This is a genomic window from Pseudomonas monachiensis (assembly GCF_047345015.1).
Lineage (GTDB): Bacteria > Pseudomonadota > Gammaproteobacteria > Pseudomonadales > Pseudomonadaceae > Aquipseudomonas > Aquipseudomonas monachiensis.
This window is the reverse complement of the sequence record NZ_CP178857.1, coordinates 3,193,866-3,213,842: the sequence shown is the minus strand read 5'-3', so window position 1 is coordinate 3,213,842 and position 19,977 is coordinate 3,193,866. Positions and strand designations below refer to the sequence as shown.

Genomic DNA, 19,977 nt, shown 5'->3' with positions numbered 1-19,977 from the left:
TCTTGCCCCCGACCGCTTAAGCTTTGATTGGGGGGAAAGCTCGCATGGACAAAGTCATCGTCATCACCGGCGGTAGCCGCGGCATTGGTGCCGCCACCGCGCTGTTGGCCGCCGCGCAGGGCTATCGGATCTGCATCAATTATCAGGCGGACGAACAGGCCGCACTCGGCGTGCTGGAGCAAGTCCGCGCCCTCGGTGCGCAAGCCATTGCGGTACGGGCCGACGTCAGTATCGAAGACGAAGTCATCGCCCTGTTCAATCGGGTAGACAGTGAGCTGGGCCGGGTCACCGCGCTGGTGAACAACGCCGGCACCGTCGGGCAGAAGTCCCGGGTCGACGAAATGTCCGAGTTCCGCATTCTGAAAATCATGAAAACCAACGTCCTGGCGCCGATCCTCTGCGCCAAGCACGCGATCCTGCGCATGTCGCCCAGGCACGGCGGGCAGGGCGGGAGCATCGTCAACGTCTCGTCGGTCGCCTCGCGCTTGGGATCGCCCAACGAGTACGTGGATTACGCCGCATCCAAGGGCGCGCTGGACACCTTCACCATCGGCCTGTCCAAGGAAGTGGCGGGTGAGGGGATTCGGGTCAACGCCGTGCGTCCGGGGTACATCTATACCGATTTCCATGCCTTGAGCGGTGACCCGGATCGGGTCAGCAAGCTGGAGTCGGCGATCCCGATGGCCCGTGGCGGGCGCCCGGATGAAGTGGCGGAGGCGATTGTCTGGTTGCTGTCGGACAAGGCTTCTTATGCGACCGGGACTTTTGTTGATCTTGGTGGTGGGCGTTAACTCCTGAAACCGGCGTTGTTTGCGCTGGCCTCATCGCGAGCAAGCTCGCTCCCACAGTGGATCTCCAGTGTTCACAGATATTGTGTACACCGATAAACCCTTGTGGGAGCGGGCTTGCTCGCGAAGGCGATAGTGCAGGCAACATCCAACCATCAGAACGACCGCACAATCCGCCCCAACGTCTCCATCGCCTTCTCCGATTCCTCGGTCCACGGGCTGCCGTAGTTCAGCCGAATACAATTCCTGAAGCGCTGCGCCGGCGAAAAGATCGGCCCCGGTGCAATGCTGATGCCTTGGGCCAATGCCATCTGGAACAACTTCAACGAATCCATCTGCTCCGGCAATTCAAGCCACAAGAAGTACCCGCCCGCCGGTTGGCTGACCCGCGTCTGCGCCGGGAAATAGCGGGCGATGGCGGCGAGCATGGCGCTTTGCTGGTCTTCCAGGGCATGGCGCAATTTACGCAGGTGCCGGTCGTAGCCGCCGTGTTGCAGGTAATCGGCGATGGCGGCCTGGGCCGGCATCGAGGCGCACAGCGAGGTCATGAGTTTCAGCCGTTCGATTTTCTGCGCATAACGCCCGGCGGCGACCCAGCCGATGCGGTAGCCGGGGGCCAGGCTCTTGGCGAACGAGCCACAGTGCATCACCAGACCTTCGGTATCAAAGGCCTTCGCCGGTTTCGGTGCTTGCTGGCCGTAATACAGTTCGGCGTAGACATCGTCTTCGATCAACGGCACCTGGTGGCGCCGCAACAGTTCCACAAGCTGCTGTTTCCTGGCCTCGGGCACGGTCGCGCCCATGGGGTTCTGGAAACTGGTCATGCACCAGCAGGCCTTGATCGGATGGCGCTCCAGGGTTTGCTCGAGCACGCCGAGGTCGATGCCATCGCGTGGGTGTACGGGAATTTCCACCGCCTTTAGTTTCAGGCGTTCGAGCACTTGCAGGCAGGCGTAGAACGCTGGGGCCTCGATGGCCACCAGATCGCCAGGTTGGGTCACCGCTTGCAGGCACAGGTTGAGGGCTTCGAGGGCGCCGTTGGTGATCAGCAACTCTTCCATGGGCAACATCAGCCCGCCGACCATGTAGCGCAGGGCGATTTGCCGGCGCAGCTGCGGGTTGCCCGGCGACATGTCGGTGACCACCATGCGCGGATCCATCTCGCGGCTGGCGCTGGCCAGGGAACGGGACAGGCGTTGCAGGGGAAACAGCGTCGGGCTGGGGAACGCCGAGCCGAAGGGCACGGTGTTCGGGTCCTTGATCGAGTCGAGCACCGAGAACACCAGTTCGCTGACGTCGACTGCCGTCGACTCGTTGACCTCATTGCTGATCACCGGCTCGGAAAACGGCCGTGGCGCATGGGCGTTGACGAAGTAGCCGGAGCGCGGGCGGGCGCGGATCAGGCCGCGACGTTCCAGCAGGTAATAGGCCTGGAACACCGTGGACGGGCTAACCCCGTAGGTCTGGCTGGCGTAACGCACTGACGGTACCCGCTGGCCGGGACCCAGGACGCCGTTGCGGATCAGTTCTGCGATGTCGTCGGCGAATTTTTCGTAGCGTTTCATCAAAAGCCCGGTTGGGTGTCATTTGGACAAAGGGACGGTCGTACCGCGAAGATCGCAGCCTTCGCCAGCTCCTGCAATGGATCGGCCTGCGTGCGTAGGAGCTGCCGAAGGCTGCGATCTTTAAAGCTCTGCATCTTAAAGGCTCAGCGATTCATCGGCGCAACAAACCGGCTCTTCGCCACGCTGTAGACGCCGGGCTCATCGCTGTCGACCACCTTGAAGCCGATGCTCTGCGAACTGCTGGCCGGACGCTCCGTGAGCATCGCCACCGACACTGGCACATCGACAATCTCCCCCGGCGCCAGGGTGAATTCGGTCCTGCCCTGCAACTGGAAATCATCGGCATCCACCAGGCTCAATTGATAGTCCTGACGCTGCTGGGTCTTGTTGATCACCTTCAGACTGTAGATGTTTTCGATCTGCCCCTGGCTGTTCTCGCGGAACAGGCCCCGGTCCTTGCTGACGTCGAGGGACACCATCGGCCGTTGCACCAATGCCATCACCAGGGCGGCAATCATCACCAGCAGCACGGCGGTGTAGCCGATCAGGCGCGGACGCAGCAGGTGTGTCTTGCCACCCTGCAATTGATGCTCGGACGTGTAGCTGATCAATCCTGGGGCGTAGCCCATTTTGTCCATGATCGAGTCGCAGGCGTCGATGCACGCGGCGCAACCGATGCATTCCATCTGCAAGCCATCGCGAATGTCGATGCCGGTCGGGCAGACCTGTACGCACAGCCGGCAATCGATGCAATCGCCCAGACCGACTTCGGCCGGTTTGACTTCGCGCTTGCGCGGGCCACGGTTTTCGCCCCGGGCCACGTCGTAGGAAATGGTCAGGGTGTCTTTGTCGAACATCACGCTCTGGAACCGCGCGTAGGGGCACATGTGCATGCACACCGCTTCACGCAGCCAACCGGCGTTGATGTAGGTGGCGCCGGTAAAAAACAGCACCCAGAACAGGCTGACCCCACTCATCTGGAAGCTCAGCAGCTCTTCGGCCAACGGCCGGATCGGCGTGAAATAGCCGACGAAGGTCAGGCCGGTCAGCAGGCTGATGGCCAGCCACAAGGTGTGCTTGGCCGAGCGACGCATCAGTTTGTTCAGGCCCCACGGCGCGGCTTGCAACTTGATCCGCTGGTTGCGTTCGCCTTCGGTGGTCTTCTCGCACCACATGAAGATCCAGGTCCACGAGCTTTGCGGGCAGGTGTAGCCACACCAGACCCGGCCCGCGAACACGGTAATCGCAAACAGGCCGAACGCGGCAATGATCAACAGCGCCGAGAGCAGGATGAAATCCTGCGGCCAGAAGGTCGCGCCGAAGATATGGAACTTACTTTCGGAAAGGTCCCAGAGCACTGCCTGGCGGCCGCCCCAGTTCAGCCACACGGTGCCGAAAAACAGCAAGAACAGAAAACCGGCGCCGCTGATGCGCAGGTTGCGGAACAGCCCGGTGAAGCTGCGGGTGTGGATCAGGTTGTCGCTGGATTTGGCCTTCATCTTCAGACGCGAAGGCTCGAATGTTTCTACGGTTCGGACGGGGATTCTTTCGCTCATGGTCTTTCGCTCATCAGCCTCCATCAGGCATGAGCACTATGAGCGGCGAACTGTTTGCATAACAGACTCAGGTATTGCGTTAAAAAGCAGATCAGATGGTCGTGTTTGCACGGCCTGCGACAACTTGAAGCAGCCGTCACTGCCGGGCTCAGGGGCCCTTGCAAAGCAGCAGCGGCAGGTGCGGATCAAACCCGATCAAATCACCGAACCACTGTCGGTGGCTTTCAAGTGCCGGCGTCCATCCACCGCGCCTGCGACGGTCAAGGCGTCAGCCTCGGCTTCAGTGATGTAGATGCGCTCGCCTTCGATGTCCACTGCCGACATGGCCTTGGCACCGTCGGTGACGATGGTCACGTCGGGACACAGACGAATGAGTTCGCCATTTTCAGTGGTGAAAAAGCAGGTCTGGTTCTCGATGCGCACAGTCATGACGGGATCCTTTTTCAGTGGAATCTATAGTTTCAGGCCGCAACCACCGGTCATCGTTCTGTGCAACCGATTAGTGGTCGCTGCGGTCCACCCTCCATGGCCTCTCTCAAGGACAACCCCATGAACGCCTGGTGGCACGAAGTCTGGGTGACCCTGCAAGGCGAGTTCGCCGACATCGGCGATGCCTCGCAGCTGACGCGAGTGACCGTGCGCCTGTTGATGGCTGCGGTGCTGGGCGGGATTCTCGGGTTCGAGCGTGAACACCAGGGCAAGGCCGCTGGCGTGCGTACCCACATGCTGGTAGCGATGGGGGCGGCGCTATTCGTGTTGGTGCCGCAGATGTCCGGTTCGCAGGCCGATGCCATGAGCCGGGTAGTGCAGGGCGTGATTGCCGGGATCGGCTTCCTGGGGGCTGGCACCATCCTGAAAAACCACGACGGCGATGAGAGCCACGTCAAAGGCCTGACCACCGCCGCCGGCCTGTGGATGACCGCCGCCATCGGTGTCGCGGCCGGACTGGGCCGGGAGGCGACGGCGGTGCTCAGTACGCTGCTGGCGCTGGGGGTTTTCAGTGTGATGCCGGGGATTGTGAAGCTGATCGATAAGGATCACCCATGAGATCGTTCCCCCGGCCAGCATGGGGGAACGATCAACTGTCGTCATTCAGGGTTCACAATCACCGGTGGCATCGTCGTTGGCGGTTCTTCCCTTGGCGGCGGGTTCTTTTCGGGCGGATCCTGTTCGGGTACCGGCTGCGGATCGCTCGGCGGTATCACCGGGTTGTCGATGTTGGGGGCGGGGGTTTCAGCCGGGAAAGGATTGTTCATTGTTCAAGCCTCCGGTGGCACATGGCGTGAGTCGTGCTTAAGTAGGTGGACTGGTTGGTTGACCGCAGCGCGTAGGACTTGATTCCGGAAATTGTCGATGAAACTTTCCCGGCGGCTGTCGCTCGGAACCTAAGTGACTTCATCCCGGGGCGGATTGCCCGGCGGGGTGGCGACCAGACACAAGCGCGTCCATGGGGCGTAAGGAGAGAGGCTCGATGACGGCTGAAAAACCGACTGAGTTGAGCTACAACCCGCACATGCCGCTGTCGCAGGCGTTGTTGCTGCCGCGTATCGTCATTGAAAACATCATGCCGACCCTTGAAGGCGGGCAGTTCGCGGTCAAGTCCGTGGTGGGGCAGGACGTGGTGGTGACGGCCAAGGTCTTCGCCGACGGGCATGACAAGCTGGCGGTTCGCGTGCGCTGGCGGGCCGAAGATGGGGACGCCTGGCAAAGCGCGGCCATGAAGGACCTGGGCAATAACGGCTGGCAAGGGCAGTTCCGGGTCAACAGCCAGGGCCGTTATCTGTTCTGTATCGAAGCCTGGATCGATCAATTCGCCAGTTTTTGTTATGAGCTGGAAAAGAAGCATGCGGCGGCGGTGCCCGTCAGCCTGGAATTGCAGGAAGGGCGGATTCATGTCCAGCAGGCCGCCGAACGCAGCGAAGGGCTACTCAGCGAGCAACTGGCGGCCTTGCACCATGAACTGTCAGGGCTGCTTGAAACCGAGCAGATTGCACTGTTTTTGCACCCGCGTAGCGCCGACCTCATGGCCCGCGTCGATCATCGCGCCTACTTGAGCCTGAGCCCGGAGTACCCGCTGGATGTGGAGCGAGAACTGGCGCAGTTTGCCAGTTGGTACGAATTGTTCCCGCGTTCGATCACCGACAGCCCGGAGCGCCATGGCACCTTCAATGACGTGCATTCGCGGTTGGCGATGATTCAGGACATGGGTTTCGATGTGCTGTATTTCCCGCCGATCCATCCGATTGGGCGTAGTTACCGCAAGGGTCCGAACAACTCCCTGACGGCGGGCCCCGATGATCCGGGCAGCCCCTATGCGATTGGCAGCGAGGAGGGCGGGCACGAAGCGATTCACGCGCAATTGGGTACCCGCGAAGACTTCCGCCGACTGGTGGCGGCCGCCGCGGCCCATGGCCTGGAAATCGCCCTGGATTTTGCCATCCAGTGCTCCCAGGACCATCCGTGGCTCAAGCAACACCCGGGCTGGTTCAACTGGCGGCCGGACGGCACGATCAAGTACGCGGAAAACCCGCCGAAGAAATACCAGGACATCGTCAATGTCGACTTCTATGCCCCGGAGGCGATTCCGAGCTTGTGGGTGGAGTTGCGGGATATCGTGGTGGGCTGGGTCGAGGAGGGCGTGAAGATCTTCCGCGTCGATAACCCGCACACCAAGCCGTTGCCGTTCTGGCAGTGGCTGATCGCCGATGTACGGGCGCTGTACCCCGAGGTGATCTTCCTCGCCGAAGCCTTTACCACCCCCGCCATGATGGCGCGCCTGGGCAAGGTCGGTTACTCCCAGAGCTACACCTATTTCACCTGGCGCAACACCAAGACTGAACTGGCGACCTATTTCACCGAACTCAACGAATCGCCGTGGCGCGAATGCTACCGGCCGAATTTTTTCGTCAATACGCCGGACATCAACCCGGCGTTCCTCCACGAATCCGGGCGCCCCGGGTTTCTCATCCGCGCCGTGCTGGCGACCATGGGCTCGGGCCTGTGGGGCATGTACTCGGGTTTCGAGTTGTGCGAGTCGGCACCGGTGCCAGGCAAGGAGGAGTACCTCGATTCCGAGAAGTACGAAATCCGCCCCAGGGACTTCAACGCGCCCGGCAACATCATTGCCGAGATCGCCCAGCTCAACCGCATCCGGCGGCAGAACCCGGCGTTGCACACGCACCTGGGCCTGAAGGTCTACAACGCCTGGAACGACAACATCCTGTACTTCGGCAAACGCAGCCTGGACGGCAGCAATTTCATTCTGGTGGCGGTCAGCCTCGATCCGCACAACGTGCAGGAGGCGAACTTCGAGTTGCCGTTGTGGGAAATGGGCTTGCCGGACTACGCCAGCACTCATGGCGAAGACCTGATGAATGGCCATCGCTGGACCTGGCATGGCAAACAGCAATTCATGCGGATCGACCCGGCGTACCAGCCGTTCGGGATTTGGAGAATTACCGCCTCTTGAGAACACCACAGGGGATACTCCGCCTGTGGCCAAGATGAATTCACCAGGAGTTTCACATGGCGAAGAAACCCAAGGCAGCCACGTTCATCAAGGACCCGCTCTGGTACAAGGACGCGGTGATCTATCAAGTCCACGTCAAATCGTATTTCGACTCCAACAACGACGGGATTGGCGACTTTCCCGGTTTAATTGCCAAGCTCGACTACATCGCCGACCTGGGCGTCAACACCATCTGGCTGTTGCCGTTCTATCCCTCGCCACGGCGCGACGACGGTTATGACATTGCCGAGTACCGTGGTGTGCACAGCGACTACGGCACCATGGCCGATGCCAGGCGGTTCATTGCCGAGGCGCACAAGCGCGGCCTGCGGGTGATCACCGAGCTGGTCATCAACCACACCTCCGACCAGCACCCGTGGTTCCAGCGGGCGCGCAAGGCCAAACCCGGATCGGCGGCGCGGGACTTCTATGTGTGGTCTGATGACGATCAGAAATACGACGGCACCCGCATCATTTTCCTCGACACCGAAAAATCCAACTGGACCTGGGACCCGGTCGCCGGCCAATACTTCTGGCACCGTTTCTACTCCCACCAGCCGGACCTGAATTTCGATAACCCGCAAGTGATGAAAGCGGTGCTGTCGGTGATGCGTTACTGGCTCGACATGGGCATCGACGGCTTGCGCCTGGACGCCATTCCCTACCTGATCGAGCGCGACGGTACCAATAACGAGAACCTGCCGGAAACCCACGACGTCCTGAAGAAGATCCGCGCGGAAATCGACGCCAATTACCCCGACCGCATGCTGCTGGCCGAGGCCAATCAGTGGCCGGAAGACACCCAGTTGTACTTCGGCGACACCGACAAGAAAGGCCTGAACGGCGACGAATGCCACATGGCCTTTCACTTCCCGTTGATGCCGCGCATGTACATGGCGCTGGCCCAGGAAGATCGCTTCCCGATTACCGACATTCTGCGCCAGACCCCGGATATACCCGCCAACTGCCAATGGGCAATCTTCCTGCGCAACCACGATGAGCTGACCCTGGAGATGGTCACCGACAAGGAACGCGACTATCTGTGGAATTACTACGCCGCCGACCGCCGGGCGCGGATCAACCTGGGGATTCGCCGTCGCCTGGCGCCGCTGATGGAGCGCGACCGCCGCCGGATCGAGCTGCTCAACAGCCTGCTGCTGTCCATGCCCGGCACGCCGACCCTGTATTACGGTGATGAGATTGGCATGGGCGACAACATCTACCTCGGCGACCGCGACGGTGTGCGCACGCCGATGCAATGGTCCATCGACCGCAACGGCGGTTTTTCCCGGGCCGACCCGGCGAGCCTGGTGCTGCCGCCGATCATGGACCCGCAATATGGCTACCTGTCGGTCAACGTCGAAACCCAGGCTGGCGACCCGCATTCGCTATTGAACTGGACCCGGCGCCTGCTCGCCGTGCGCAAGCAATCCAAGGCCTTCGGGCGCGGTACGTTGAAAATGCTGTCGCCGAGCAATCGGCGGATTCTGGCCTACACCCGCGAATTCACCGGGGTGGACGGCAAGCACGAAGTCATTCTGTGCGTGGCCAACGTGTCGCGCAGCGCCCAGGCCGCCGAGCTGGATCTGTCGGCCTATGTCGGCATGGTGCCGGTGGAAATGCTCGGGGGTAACGCGTTCCCGCCCATCGGCCAGCTGAATTTTCTCCTGACGCTGGCGCCTTACGGCTTCTACTGGTTTGGGCTCGCCGCGGAAAACCAGATGCCGAGCTGGCACGTGGAGCCCGCACAAAGCTTGCCGGACTTCACCACGCTGGTGCTGAAAAAGCGCATGGAGGAATTGCTGGAGGCTCCGTCACGCACCACGCTGGAGCACAGCATCCTGCCCAACTGGCTGCAGAACCGCCGTTGGTTCGCGAGCAAGGACGCCGCCATCGAACAGGTCGACCTGGCCTATGGCGTGCGGTTCGGCGATCCGCAGCATCCGGTGCTGTTCAGTGAGATCAATGTCACCAGCGCTGGCCAGAGCAGTCGCTACCAGTTGCCGTTCGGCTTTATCTCGGAAGATCAGGTCGGTACCCCGCTGCCGCAGCAATTGGCATTGTCGCGGGTACGGCGCGGACGCCAGGTCGGTCTTATCACCGATGCCTTCAGCCTGGAGACCTTTGTGCATGCCGTCTTGCAGGGCATTCAGGCCGGCACCGTATTGGCCTCCAGCGATGGCGACATTCGTTTCGAGTCCACCGCGGAGCTGGAAAAACTCGGCCTCAATGCCGAGTCGCCGGTACGTTACCTGTCCGCCGAGCAGTCCAACAGCTCGGTGGTGATCGGCAACAGCCTGGTGCTGAAGCTGATCCGCAAGGTCGCCTGCGGTGTGCACCCGGAACTGGAAATGAGCGCGTACCTGACCGCAGCCGGGTTCAGCAATATTTCGCCATTGCTCGGGGCCGTGGTGCGCCGGGACGGGGCGGGTGAAGACAATTTGCTGATGATCGCCCAAGGCTATCTGAGCAATCAGGGCGACGCCTGGGAATGGACCCAGAACAACCTCGAACGGGCGCTGCGCGATGAGCTGGCCGACGCTGTGTCCGAGCAGGAACAACATTACAACGCGCTCGGCGAACTGAAAGATTTCGCCGCTATGCTCGGTCAGCGCCTGGGGGAAATGCACCAGGTGCTGACGGCGCCGAGTGCCAATCCGGACTTCATGCCCCAGGTCACCACGCAGAAAGAGGCGCTGGCTTCGACCAAGGATGTTGCAGCGCAAATCGAGCACGCGCTGAGCTTGCTCAAGCAACATAAAAGTCAATTGAGCCCGGCGGACCAGACCCTGGTCGGCCGTTTACTGGACAACAAGAAGGCCATCCTCGGCCATGTACAAGCGATGGGTAAAAAGACCGTGGGCGGCTTGCGTATACGTGTGCACGGCGACCTGCATCTGGGGCAGGTGCTGGTGATCAAGGGCGATGCCTACCTGATCGACTTTGAAGGCGAACCGGCCCGGCCATTGCATGAACGACGGGGCAAACACAGCCCGTACAAGGATGTCAGCGGCGTGCTGCGCTCTTTCGACTATGCGGCGGCGATGGCGATCAATGTGCAGAGCGTCGACAACACCGCGGCAGCCGATGCTGCGCGCTTGCGGGTCACCGATCGCTACTTGAGCGAGGCGCGGCAAGCATTTGTCGACGCTTATCGGCTGGCGGCAGCTAGTCTTGCCCATGCATGGCAAGATCCCGAAGGCGAGGATGCCGCGCTGGCGTTGTTCGGCCTGGAGAAGGCGGCGTATGAAGTGGCTTATGAGGCGGAAAATCGCCCCGCGTGGTTGCCCGTGCCGTTGCACGGTTTATATGGATTATTGAGTGGGCTTAAACCCTTTTCCGATCTTGGTGGAGAGTAGTCATGAGTTTCTCGAACAAGGAACAGGGTCATCACAAAGAAGCGCTGCTACCCAGGGCGCGGGATATCGATGCATTGGTGCGTGCCGAGCATATCGATCCTTTCGCCATTCTCGGCCCCCACGCCGATGGTGCCGGCGGACAATTCATTCGTGCGTATCTGCCGGGCGCCCTGAGTGTGCAGGTACTGGCCAGGGACTCCGGCGAGGATCTGGGTCACCTTGAGGCCACGCAGACACCGGGTTTGTTCGTCGGGCATTTCGATCGAGCGCAAGCGTACCTGCTGCGCACCCGTTGGGCCGGCGGCGAGCAAACCGCAGAAGATCCGTACAGCTTTGGCCCATTGCTGGGCGAAATGGATTTGTACCTGTTTGCCGAAGGCAATCACCGCGACCTCAGCGCGTGCCTGGGCGCGCAACTGAAAACCGTGGACGGCGTCGACGGCGTGCGTTTCGCGGTGTGGGCACCGAATGCCCGGCGGGTGTCGGTGGTCGGCGATTTCAACGTCTGGGACGGGCGCCGGCACCCGATGCGCCTGCGTCATCCCACCGGTGTCTGGGAATTGTTCATCCCGCGCCTGCAAGCCGGGGACACCTACAAATACGAGATTCTCGGCGCCCATGGCATTCTGCCGTTGAAGGCCGATCCCGTGGCGCTGGCCACCAGCCTGCCGCCGGACACCGCCTCGAAAGTCGCCTCACCCTTGAGCATCGACTGGCAGGACCAGGACTGGATGATGTCCCGGGGTGACCGCCAGCGGGTGACGGCACCGTTGTCGATCTACGAATTGCACGCCGGTTCGTGGCAATGCGAGCTGGATGACCTGGGTGAAGTGGCCCGCCAGTACACCTGGCCGGAACTGACCGAGCGACTGATTCCCTATGTCAAAGACCTGGGCTTCACCCACATCGAACTGATGCCGATCATGGAGCATCCGTTCGGCGGTTCGTGGGGTTATCAGTTGCTGTCGCAATTCGCGCCGAGTGCGCGCTATGGCACGCCGGACCAGTTCGCTGCGTTCATCAACGCCTGCCACCAGGCCGAACTCGGGGTGATTCTCGATTGGGTGCCGGCGCATTTTCCCACCGACACCCATGGCCTGGCCCAGTTCGATGGCACGGCGCTGTACGAGTATGGCAACCCGCAGGAAGGGTTCCACCAGGACTGGGACACACTGATCTACAATCTGGGTCGCACTGAAGTGCACGGCTACATGCTGGCGTCGGCGCTGCACTGGCTCAAGCATTTCCATGTCGACGGCCTGCGGGTCGATGCAGTGGCCTCGATGCTGTATCGCGACTACTCGCGCAAGGCCGGCGAGTGGGTGCCGAACCGCCATGGCGGACGGGAGAACCTGGAAGCCATCGACTTCCTGCGTCACCTCAATGACGTGGTGGCACTCGAGGCGCCCGGTGCGTTGGTGATCGCCGAGGAATCCACCGCATGGCCGGGTGTCAGCCAGGGCACGCAACAGGGCGGCCTGGGCTTCGCCTACAAATGGAACATGGGCTGGATGCACGATTCGCTGCATTACATCCAGCAGGACCCGGTGTACCGCGCCCATCACCACAACGAGCTGAGTTTCGGCCTGGTGTATGCGTGGTCCGAGCGCTTCATCCTGCCGATCTCCCACGATGAAGTGGTGCATGGCAAACACTCGCTGATCGACAAGATGCCCGGCGACCGCTGGCAGAAATTCGCCAACCTGCGGGCCTACCTGAGTTTCATGTGGGCGCATCCGGGCAAGAAGCTGTTGTTCATGGGCTGCGAATTCGGCCAGTGGCGCGAGTGGAACCATGACCAGCAACTGGACTGGTACCTGTTGCAATACCCCGAGCACCAGGGTGTGCAGAAACTGGTGGCCGACCTCAACCGCTTGTACCGCGAAGCGCCGGCGCTGCATGAGCAGGACGATGTGCCGCAGGGTTTCCAGTGGCTGATCGGCGATGACGCGATCAACAGCGTTTATGCCTGGTTGCGCTGGAGCAAGGAGGGTGAGCCGGTGCTGGTGGTGGCCAACTTTACGCCGGTGCCGCGTGAGGCTTATCGCGTCGGGGTTCCGTTTGCCGGGCAGTGGAACGAGGTGCTCAACAGCGACTCCTCCATCTATGCCGGTTCCAATTACGGCAACAGTGGCGGGGCGGTGGCCGAGGAGACGCCGAGTCATGGGCAGGCGTTGTCGCTGGTGCTGAATTTGCCGCCGTTGGCGGTGTTGATGTTAAGGCCGCAGGGCTGATCCAGAGCCGCGTTGCTGCCTTTCGCGAGCAGGCTCGCTCCCACATTGGATGAATGTGGGAGCGAGCCTGCTCGCGAAGGAGCCAGCCTGGTCAAAGCATCTTTTGAAGTATTTCCTCACCAGCGCAGCCGTACACCCAGGTTACCGTAGGTTTTCCGTTGTTGGTTGCTGTCGATATTGTTGGTGTAGTCGAGTCCGGCGTACACGCTGAACGAGTCTGCAACGCTCAGCACCATGCCGATGCCCAGGTCGGCGGACGAGGTTCGTTGCTGGGTTTCGACCTGATCGAGATGGTCAAAGGTGACCGTATCGGTACCTGTGAAGGTGTGCCAGATGTTGGCCCGCAGATAAGGTTCCAGCGGCCGGCCGCCGACCTCGTAGCGACCCTTCAGGCGTGCGCCGACGCGGCCGGTCCAGGCAGTGTCGGAATCGAACGAGACATGGGAAATACCGTCGTCCTGGCTGTCGAGTCTGACTTTCTGGTAAATCGCCTGTGCCTGGGGTTCGACCACCCAGTTACCGGCCACCGGGATCGGGTATCCGACTTCTGCCGATAACGTCGTCACGTGCCCTTCATTGTCGATCTTCAGTCCACTTTCGGAGCGGTTGTCGCCGTTGAGCCGGGTGTACATGGCCACGGTATCGAGATACGCGCCGGCGCGATCGGTCAGGGTCCAGTAAACGCCAAGACTGTCGCCTTCCAACTCGACGTTGCCGGAGCGCTTGCCCGCGAAGCCCTGATTGAAACCGTCGACATCGCCTTGCAGGCGGCTGTGGCCGATGAAGAAACCGCTGCGCTGGGTTTGCCCACCCGCCCACTCTGAGCTGAACAGATCATTGCCGACCTGAAAACCGTTGAGCGAGCCGTCCAGTCTTGGGGTGACGGTGCCGGCCCAGGTCTGCTCGAGGTTCTTGCCGTAGACCCGGCCCCAACCGGCGCTCAAGACACCGGTTTCACTCAGCAGGCTCTGATCGCCCTGACGGTCATGGAAGGTGCCCAACGCGGCAAGGCTCAACTGTGCTGCAGCTGGCGGCACCACCGACCAGGTAGGTACGGCCTCGCGATACAAGGGGATTGGTGCTGCGCCGGGTACGGCGGCCGGTAGCACCGGGGCTTCGACGATTGCAACGCCTTCAGCCGCGGTGGCCACAACCACCGGTGCGGCCACCGGCACTGCCACAATGGGCACCAGCGTCGGCGGCAGCGCGGGATCAGGGTTGGCGACGGCAACGACTGGCGGCGCCACCACCTGGGAGCGCAAATACCAACTGTTTTCGCTGCCCGGTGTGATACCGCCTTTGAACAGGCGGTAATCGAAGGCGCCAACCGACACCGGGGCTTTGAGGGCGAACGCGGTGCTGTCGCTGACCGCCGTGCCTTGGGCCTGTACCAGCTGGATTCCGTTTTCCCGGGTCAAGGCGCCCACGCCGCCAAGGTTGGTGACGCTGATCAGGGTGCTGCCGGTCAATGTCCCGTTGTTGACCACCAGCTTGTCACTGGGAGAACTGTCATCGCCCACGGCACTTTGCAACAACAGCTGGCCACCGTTACCCACGTAATTGCCTTCAACCGTCAGGCTGTCATTGGTGCGCGAGTTGCCACGAGTGAGGTCGATGATCCCGCTGTTGTTCAAGGTAACGAGCCGACCTGCGGTCAATGGCACGATGCTGCCTTGCGCCGACGTCAGGGTGCTGCTGCCATCGAGATTGAACACGCCCGTGCCGCTGGTGCTGTCCCCCAATTGAAAGGTGCCATCGAGATCAAAGCGCGAGCTGTTAGCGAGATTGACCGTTTCCCAGTTGATATACCGGGCGGCGCCTGACGAGGTGGTGTGATCGAAGGTCAGCAGGTCATTGCCGACGCCGCCATTGATGCTCGGGGTGAGGGCGAGGGTGCTTTCGCTGAGGTTGCGCAGGGTGGCGCTGTCGTTGCCGGCCTCCAGCAGGATTTGCGAGCGGATGATCCCGTCGCCGTCCCATACCAGGGTGTCATCGCCATTGCCGGCGCGGATCTCGCCGACGATTTCCCCGCCGGTGACCGTGATGCTGTCGTTGCCATTGCTGACACTGATGTTGCCACCGATCCTCCCCCTGGAAACGATAATGGTATCGGTGCCCAAACCGGTCACCAGGTTGCGAAGTATCTGCCCACCCGACATTTCGAAGAGATTGTTATCGAGCTTCATGTCAACCCGGCCGATGGAGCCACCGGTCATCCTGGCGACGTCGCCGTCCTCGAAAGCGCCGACGATGGTGCCGCCGGTCATCAGGAAGGTATCGCGACCATCCCCTTGGGCCAGTGACTGAACAGTTCCGCCAGACATGACGAAGTCATCGATGCCATTGCCTTGGCTGAGTGCCCCGGCTACGGTGCCCGAAGCAATGGTCACGGTGTCGGCGCCGGTACCGAAGGTCACGTTACCGTTGATCCTGCCGGTGCCGTTGGCAGGAAAGGTCAGGGTGTTGTTGCCCGACAGGTCGGTCAACGGTCCACTGGTGGCGCTGTCGCAGACGAAGTTGTCGTTACCGACGGTGGGGATGAGTGTGCAGGCGGCGTCGGCAGCCTGGGGCCAGTTCGCGCATAACCAGATCGAGAACAGGCAGGCGCTTAAACGGTATTTGGGCAGATCTGTCGAAAACTCCATGGTTGCCTCCGCGATGGGATCAACGTCCGTTCCTTTGGCCGTCAGCAATGGCCAGGAACGACTGCCCTTACCGGCATCGGCAGGGCGTCACCAACGTAGCAGGCGCCGCTTCAATGCGGCTACTGTCAGAAATAACAGGTGGGGGGCGTTATCACAGCGCCAGGCGCCTGATAGCCGTGATTCACAAGTGCACTTCCACCGCCAGCGGCAAATGATCGGACAGGTGCGTCCACGGCTTGTTTCCCAGTATTTGTGGCTGGTGGCTGCTGGCGTTGCGCAGGTAGACGCGATCGAGGCGCAGCAAGGGAAACCGCGCGGGGTAGGTTTTGGCCGGTCGGCCAAGGTGGCGTTCGAAGGCTTCGTGCAAGTAGTCGCGGCGGGCAAGGGTGGCATTGCCCTGCATCTGCCAGTCGTTGAAGTCGCCGGCAATGATCACCGGCGCATCATCCGGCAGGGATTCGAGGAGCTGACAGAGCAACTGCAACTGCAGTTGTCGATGGCTTTCCAGCAGGCTGAGGTGAACGCAAATGGCATGCACTTCGCGATGCCCCGGCACGTCCAGCACGCAGTGCAGCAAGCCACGGCGTTCCGGGCCGGTAATGGAAACATCCAGGTTTCGATACTCGCGGATCGGGTATTTCGACAGCAGGGCATTGCCATGGTGACCGTCGGGATAGACGGCGTTGCGCCCATAGGCGAAGTCGCTCCACATGCTGTCGGCGAGGAATTCATATTGCGAGGTTTGTGGCCAATCGTTGTAGCGGGAGGAATGGCGGTCGTGCTCGCCGACGACTTCTTGCAGAAACACCAGGTCTGCCGACGTACTGCGCACCGCTTCACGCAACTCAGGAAGGATGAAGCGCCGGTTGAGTGCAGTAAAACCCTTGTGGGTGTTGACCGTCAGCACGCGAAGCCGATGAATCGTCGGGGGCGTGTTCAAGGGTGTCGATTCGGCTGCCTGCCGTTTTGGATAACTGGCCACTTACACTCCTCTGACTCAAGGCTGCTTATGCATGCGACTGATGCAAAGGCAGGCAGTTCAGTCCGATGGACTGCACCGGGTCGATAATCGATGAGTTCATACCAACACGATTTCATAAGGCAAACGGATACGCTCCAACAGCGGCCGGGGCAGCAACGGCGCAAGGCCGATGGCCGGTTCGCCGTCCAGTTGGCTGGCGTAGGCATGGGTGGCGTGGCTCTTGCGGGCGACGGTCCAGGTATCGAGGCGCACCTTGCGGGCGCGGTGCCAGGGGATCAGTTCCCGGTCTCGTGCCGGCCAGTGCCAGGCCCAGAACGGTACGTCGTTGTAGGTTGCCCCTGCGTTGGCTGCCGCCCTGGCGCTGGCGCGGCCAACGGTGTCGTGGTCGACGTTGCCGTCCTCGCGCCAGGTGCTGAACACCACATCACCGGGGCGCAGGTAGCGCGTGATGAATTGGGCGATCTGATCTTCGTGCTCCACCAGGGCGTTGTCGGTAAACCCGCCACGAATCCACTTCAGGCTGTGCATCGGCAACCCGAGCCGGCGGATGGCTTCGACGCTTTCCTGGGGACGAAACACGCTGAGGCGTTTTTCCGACCACTGCCGAGAGCCCGGATGGCTGGCGCTGCCGTCGGTGATCGAGATCAATTGCAGCGGGTGGCCGAGGTTACTGAGCAACTGCAGCAGGCCGCCGCAGGTCACTACCTCATCGCCGGGGTGCGGGGCAATGAGTACCGCGCGTGCGCCGGTGGGTACCAGCGACTGGGTGCTGATGACCGGAATGCTGTCCAGTTGCGGGGCGCTGTTCCAGATCTGTGATGGCAGGCTGGCTTCGCTCAGGGAAACGGGTTTCATAGTCGATACGTCCTTGTTCTGCGTCGCCTTCAGTCGTGCATGGGACCAGCCCGGCAGACCCGTGAGGGCTCGTTGATAGCGGAGCGACAAGCCAAACCCTGGATTGCCGCGAATCGAGTATTGCTCATGTAACGCTATTCGTCGCGTCGCGAACCTGTCCGCAATGACTTTTCCGCTCTGCGGTGTTGCGGCCATAAACGCCTGTAGGCTTTTTTACTCTTCTTCCTCATGCTGCAACTCGAACAGCAGCAACGAGCGTCCGGTGACCGAGTACTCGTGGCCAAACTCGAAACGCTCCTGGCCGCGGATCGATGGCTGGTTGGTGTCGATCATGCATGTCCAGAAACCGCCGTCAGGCACTTCCGGCAGCCGGAAATTGACGATGTCGTGATGTGCGTTGACTACCAGCATCAACGTCGCGTCGACGCCTTTGCGGCGGATGCCGGTTTCCTGGGCGCGGCCATCGAGCAACATGCCCAGGCATCGATTGTGCGCATCGTGCCAATGTTCGGTGGTCATTTGTGTGCCGTCCGGCGCCAGCCAGGTCACGTCCTTGACGCCGATATCCTCGTTGTAATTGCCCACCAGAAAACGTCCGCGCCGCAGAACCGGGTAGGTCAGGCGCAACTTGATCAGGCGTTTGACGAACTTGAGCAGGGCCTTGCCATCTTCGCTGAGGTCCCAGTTGACCCAGCCGATCTCACTGTCCTGGCAGTACGCGTTGTTGTTGCCGTCCTGGGTGCGGGCGAACTCGTCGCCGGCCACCAGCATCGGCGTGCCTTGGGCCAGCAGCAGGGTGGCGAAGAAATTGCGCATCTGCCGATGGCGCAGCGCGTTGATCTCGGGATCGTCGGTGGGGCCTTCGGCGCCGTGGTTCCACGACAGGTTGTTGTTGCTGCCATCCTGATTGTCTTCGTCGTTTGCCTCGTTGTGCTTGTCGTTGTACGACACCAGATCGTTGAGGGTGAAGCCGTCGTGGGCGGTGACGAAATTGACCGATGAGTATGGCCGCCGACCACGTTGATTGAACATATCGCCCGAAGCGGTCAGGCGGCTGGCAAAGTCAGCCAGTTGGCCGTCGTCGCCTTTCCAGAAGGCGCGCACGGTGTCGCGGAACTTGTCGTTCCACTCGACCCAGCCCGGCGGAAAGTTGCCGACCTGATAACCGCCGGGGCCGCAGTCCCAGGGTTCGGCGATCAGTTTGACCTGGCGCAGCACCGGGTCCTGGCGGCAGGCCACGAGGAAACTGTGGCGCTCGTCGAAACCGTCGTGGTAACGCCCCAGAATGGTCGCCAGGTCGAAGCGGAAGCCGTCCACGTGCATTTCCGTGGCCCAGTAGCGCAGGGAGTCGGTGACCATTTGCAGTACGCAGGGGTGGCTCAGGTCCAGGGTGTTGCCGGTGCCGGAATCGTTGATATAGAAGCGCTTGTCATCGGGCTTGAGACGGTAGTAGGACGCGTTGTCGATGCCGCGCATGGACAGGGTCGGGCCTTGCTCGTTGCCCTCGGCGGTGTGGTTGTAGACCACGTCGAGGATCACCTCCAGATTGGCTTCGTGCAGGTGCGCGACCATTTCCTTGAATTCGGCGATCTTGCCGCTGGCCAGGTAACGCGGATCGGGGGCGAAGAACGCAATGCTGTTGTAGCCCCAGTAATTGGTCATGCCCTTGTGCAGCAGATGCTGGTCGTTGACGAAGGCGTGGATCGGCAGTAATTCCACAGTCGACACGCCGAGCTTGCGGATGTGCTCCACCACATCATCGACCATCAACCCGGCAAAGGTGCCGCGCAGGTTTTCGGGGACGGCGGGGTGGCGCATGCTGAAGCCGCGCACATGGGTTTCATAGATGATCGTCCTGTCCCACGGCACGCTGACCCGATGATCGTGGCCCCAGGTATGCGCCGGGTCGATGACCTTGCATTTGGGCACAAAGGGCGCGCTGTCCCGTTTATCGAAGCTGAGGTCAGCGTCGGGGTGGCCGATGGTGTAGCCGAACAGCGCTTCGGACCATTTCAGCTTGCCCACCAGTTGTTTGGCGTAGGGGTCGATCAGCAGTTTGTTGGGGTTGAAGCGATGGCCGTTGGCCGGGTCGTATGGACCGTAGACGCGATAGCCGTAGATCAGCCCCGGATGGGCGTCGGGCAGGTAGCCGTGGTAGATCTCGTCAGTGTATTCGGGCAGTTCGATGCGTTCGAGTTCCACCTCGCCGGCGTCGTCGAACAGGCACAGTTCAACCTTGGTGGCGTGGGCGGAAAACAGGGCGAAGTTGACTCCCAGTCCATCCCAGGTGGCACCCAGTGGAAAGGGCAGGCCTTCGCGGATTCGTGTGGTTTCGGCACGAGGGGCTGGCGCGGCGGCTTTCTTCGGACTGGTCATAGGTATTCCTTAAAGCGGCGGCAACCTGTAGGAGCAAGCCCGCTCCCACAGGGACCTGTGAGTTGCCACAGATTGCAGTTACACCACCAAACACTGTGTGAGCGGCGGT

At 61.4% G+C, this 19,977-nt stretch carries 13 protein-coding genes; 5 read left to right on the top strand and 8 right to left on the bottom strand.

The features are described from left to right. The first annotated feature begins 44 nt into the window (after positions 1–44). A complete protein-coding gene (locus ACMDB8_RS14305) occupies positions 45–791 on the top strand; it encodes an SDR family oxidoreductase (protein ID WP_056727529.1) in 747 nt (248 codons plus the stop codon). Between the two features lie 152 nt (positions 792–943). On the opposite strand, the gene mapR is transcribed toward ACMDB8_RS14305, so the two are convergent. The 3 genes from mapR to ACMDB8_RS14290 form a co-directional block, all read right to left on the bottom strand. Continuing rightward, the gene (mapR, locus tag ACMDB8_RS14300; RefSeq protein ID WP_056727527.1) at positions 944–2,353 is read right to left on the bottom strand and encodes a GntR family transcriptional regulator MpaR; all 1,410 of its coding nucleotides are present in this window, start codon (positions 2,351–2,353) and stop codon (positions 944–946) included. A 143-nt stretch (positions 2,354–2,496) separates the two neighbouring features. After that, positions 2,497–3,909: a cytochrome c oxidase accessory protein CcoG gene (gene ccoG, locus ACMDB8_RS14295; protein WP_409079261.1), complete on the bottom strand. Its 1,413-nt coding sequence runs from the start codon at positions 3,907–3,909 to the stop codon at positions 2,497–2,499. A 195-nt stretch (positions 3,910–4,104) separates the two neighbouring features. Beyond that, positions 4,105–4,338: a DUF3203 family protein gene (locus tag ACMDB8_RS14290; protein ID WP_056727524.1), complete on the bottom strand. Its 234-nt coding sequence runs from the start codon at positions 4,336–4,338 to the stop codon at positions 4,105–4,107. Between the two features lie 120 nt (positions 4,339–4,458). On the opposite strand from ACMDB8_RS14290, the gene ACMDB8_RS14285 reads away from it, so the two are divergent. Continuing rightward, positions 4,459–4,956 (top strand): MgtC/SapB family protein, encoded by a 498-nt coding sequence (locus ACMDB8_RS14285; RefSeq protein WP_409079262.1) that lies wholly within the window; start codon positions 4,459–4,461, stop codon positions 4,954–4,956. Between the two features lie 41 nt (positions 4,957–4,997). Here the strand turns inward: ACMDB8_RS14285 and ACMDB8_RS14280 are convergent, their stop codons facing one another. Then, on the bottom strand, positions 4,998–5,165 hold the full coding sequence (locus ACMDB8_RS14280) for a hypothetical protein (RefSeq protein WP_409079263.1): 168 nt from the start codon (positions 5,163–5,165) through the stop codon (positions 4,998–5,000). A 215-nt stretch (positions 5,166–5,380) separates the two neighbouring features. Here ACMDB8_RS14280 and ACMDB8_RS14275 point away from each other — a divergent pair, with 215 nt between their 5' ends. From ACMDB8_RS14275 to glgB, 3 genes are read left to right on the top strand one after another with little or no spacing between them, the layout of a single operon-like run. Beyond that, positions 5,381–7,378 carry an alpha-1,4-glucan--maltose-1-phosphate maltosyltransferase gene (locus ACMDB8_RS14275; RefSeq protein WP_223541468.1) on the top strand — a complete coding sequence of 666 codons (1,998 nt, stop codon included), beginning with the start codon at positions 5,381–5,383 and terminating at the stop codon, positions 7,376–7,378. 56 nt (positions 7,379–7,434) lie between these two features. Continuing rightward, positions 7,435–10,776, top strand: coding sequence for a maltose alpha-D-glucosyltransferase (gene treS, locus ACMDB8_RS14270; protein WP_409079264.1), 3,342 nt, complete (start codon positions 7,435–7,437; stop codon positions 10,774–10,776). A gap of 2 nt (positions 10,777–10,778) precedes the next feature. Next, positions 10,779–13,010 carry a 1,4-alpha-glucan branching protein GlgB gene (glgB, locus tag ACMDB8_RS14265; RefSeq protein WP_056727516.1) on the top strand — a complete coding sequence of 744 codons (2,232 nt, stop codon included), beginning with the start codon at positions 10,779–10,781 and terminating at the stop codon, positions 13,008–13,010. A 116-nt stretch (positions 13,011–13,126) separates the two neighbouring features. On the opposite strand, the gene ACMDB8_RS14260 is transcribed toward glgB, so the two are convergent. From ACMDB8_RS14260 to glgX, 4 genes are all read right to left on the bottom strand, one after another. Continuing rightward, positions 13,127–15,655 (bottom strand): autotransporter outer membrane beta-barrel domain-containing protein, encoded by a 2,529-nt coding sequence (locus ACMDB8_RS14260; protein ID WP_056727515.1) that lies wholly within the window; start codon positions 15,653–15,655, stop codon positions 13,127–13,129. Between the two features lie 181 nt (positions 15,656–15,836). Further along, the gene (locus tag ACMDB8_RS14255) at positions 15,837–16,637 is read right to left on the bottom strand and encodes an endonuclease/exonuclease/phosphatase family protein (protein ID WP_056727513.1); all 801 of its coding nucleotides are present in this window, start codon (positions 16,635–16,637) and stop codon (positions 15,837–15,839) included. 96 nt (positions 16,638–16,733) lie between these two features. Next, positions 16,734–17,492, bottom strand: a complete 759-nt coding sequence (locus ACMDB8_RS14250) for a PIG-L deacetylase family protein (protein WP_056727512.1) — start codon at positions 17,490–17,492, stop codon at positions 16,734–16,736. A 213-nt stretch (positions 17,493–17,705) separates the two neighbouring features. Next, entirely contained in the window at positions 17,706–19,868 is a 2,163-nt protein-coding gene (gene glgX, locus ACMDB8_RS14245; RefSeq protein WP_409079265.1) for a glycogen debranching protein GlgX, read from the bottom strand. Positions 19,869–19,977: the final 109 nt, after the last annotated feature.

Coding starts and splice junctions, on each gene's coding strand:
- ACMDB8_RS14305 (WP_056727529.1), top strand. CDS start 45: ATGGACAAAGTCATCGTCATCACCGGCGGTAGCCGCGGCATTGGTGCC.
- mapR (WP_056727527.1), bottom strand. CDS start 2,353: ATGAAACGCTACGAAAAATTCGCCGACGACATCGCAGAACTGATCCGC.
- ccoG (WP_409079261.1), bottom strand. CDS start 3,909: ATGAGCGAAAGAATCCCCGTCCGAACCGTAGAAACATTCGAGCCTTCG.
- ACMDB8_RS14290 (WP_056727524.1), bottom strand. CDS start 4,338: ATGACTGTGCGCATCGAGAACCAGACCTGCTTTTTCACCACTGAAAAT.
- ACMDB8_RS14285 (WP_409079262.1), top strand. CDS start 4,459: ATGAACGCCTGGTGGCACGAAGTCTGGGTGACCCTGCAAGGCGAGTTC.
- ACMDB8_RS14280 (WP_409079263.1), bottom strand. CDS start 5,165: ATGAACAATCCTTTCCCGGCTGAAACCCCCGCCCCCAACATCGACAAC.
- ACMDB8_RS14275 (WP_223541468.1), top strand. CDS start 5,381: ATGACGGCTGAAAAACCGACTGAGTTGAGCTACAACCCGCACATGCCG.
- treS (WP_409079264.1), top strand. CDS start 7,435: ATGGCGAAGAAACCCAAGGCAGCCACGTTCATCAAGGACCCGCTCTGG.
- glgB (WP_056727516.1), top strand. CDS start 10,779: ATGAGTTTCTCGAACAAGGAACAGGGTCATCACAAAGAAGCGCTGCTA.
- ACMDB8_RS14260 (WP_056727515.1), bottom strand. CDS start 15,655: ATGGAGTTTTCGACAGATCTGCCCAAATACCGTTTAAGCGCCTGCCTG.
- ACMDB8_RS14250 (WP_056727512.1), bottom strand. CDS start 17,492: ATGAAACCCGTTTCCCTGAGCGAAGCCAGCCTGCCATCACAGATCTGG.
- glgX (WP_409079265.1), bottom strand. CDS start 19,868: ATGACCAGTCCGAAGAAAGCCGCCGCGCCAGCCCCTCGTGCCGAAACC.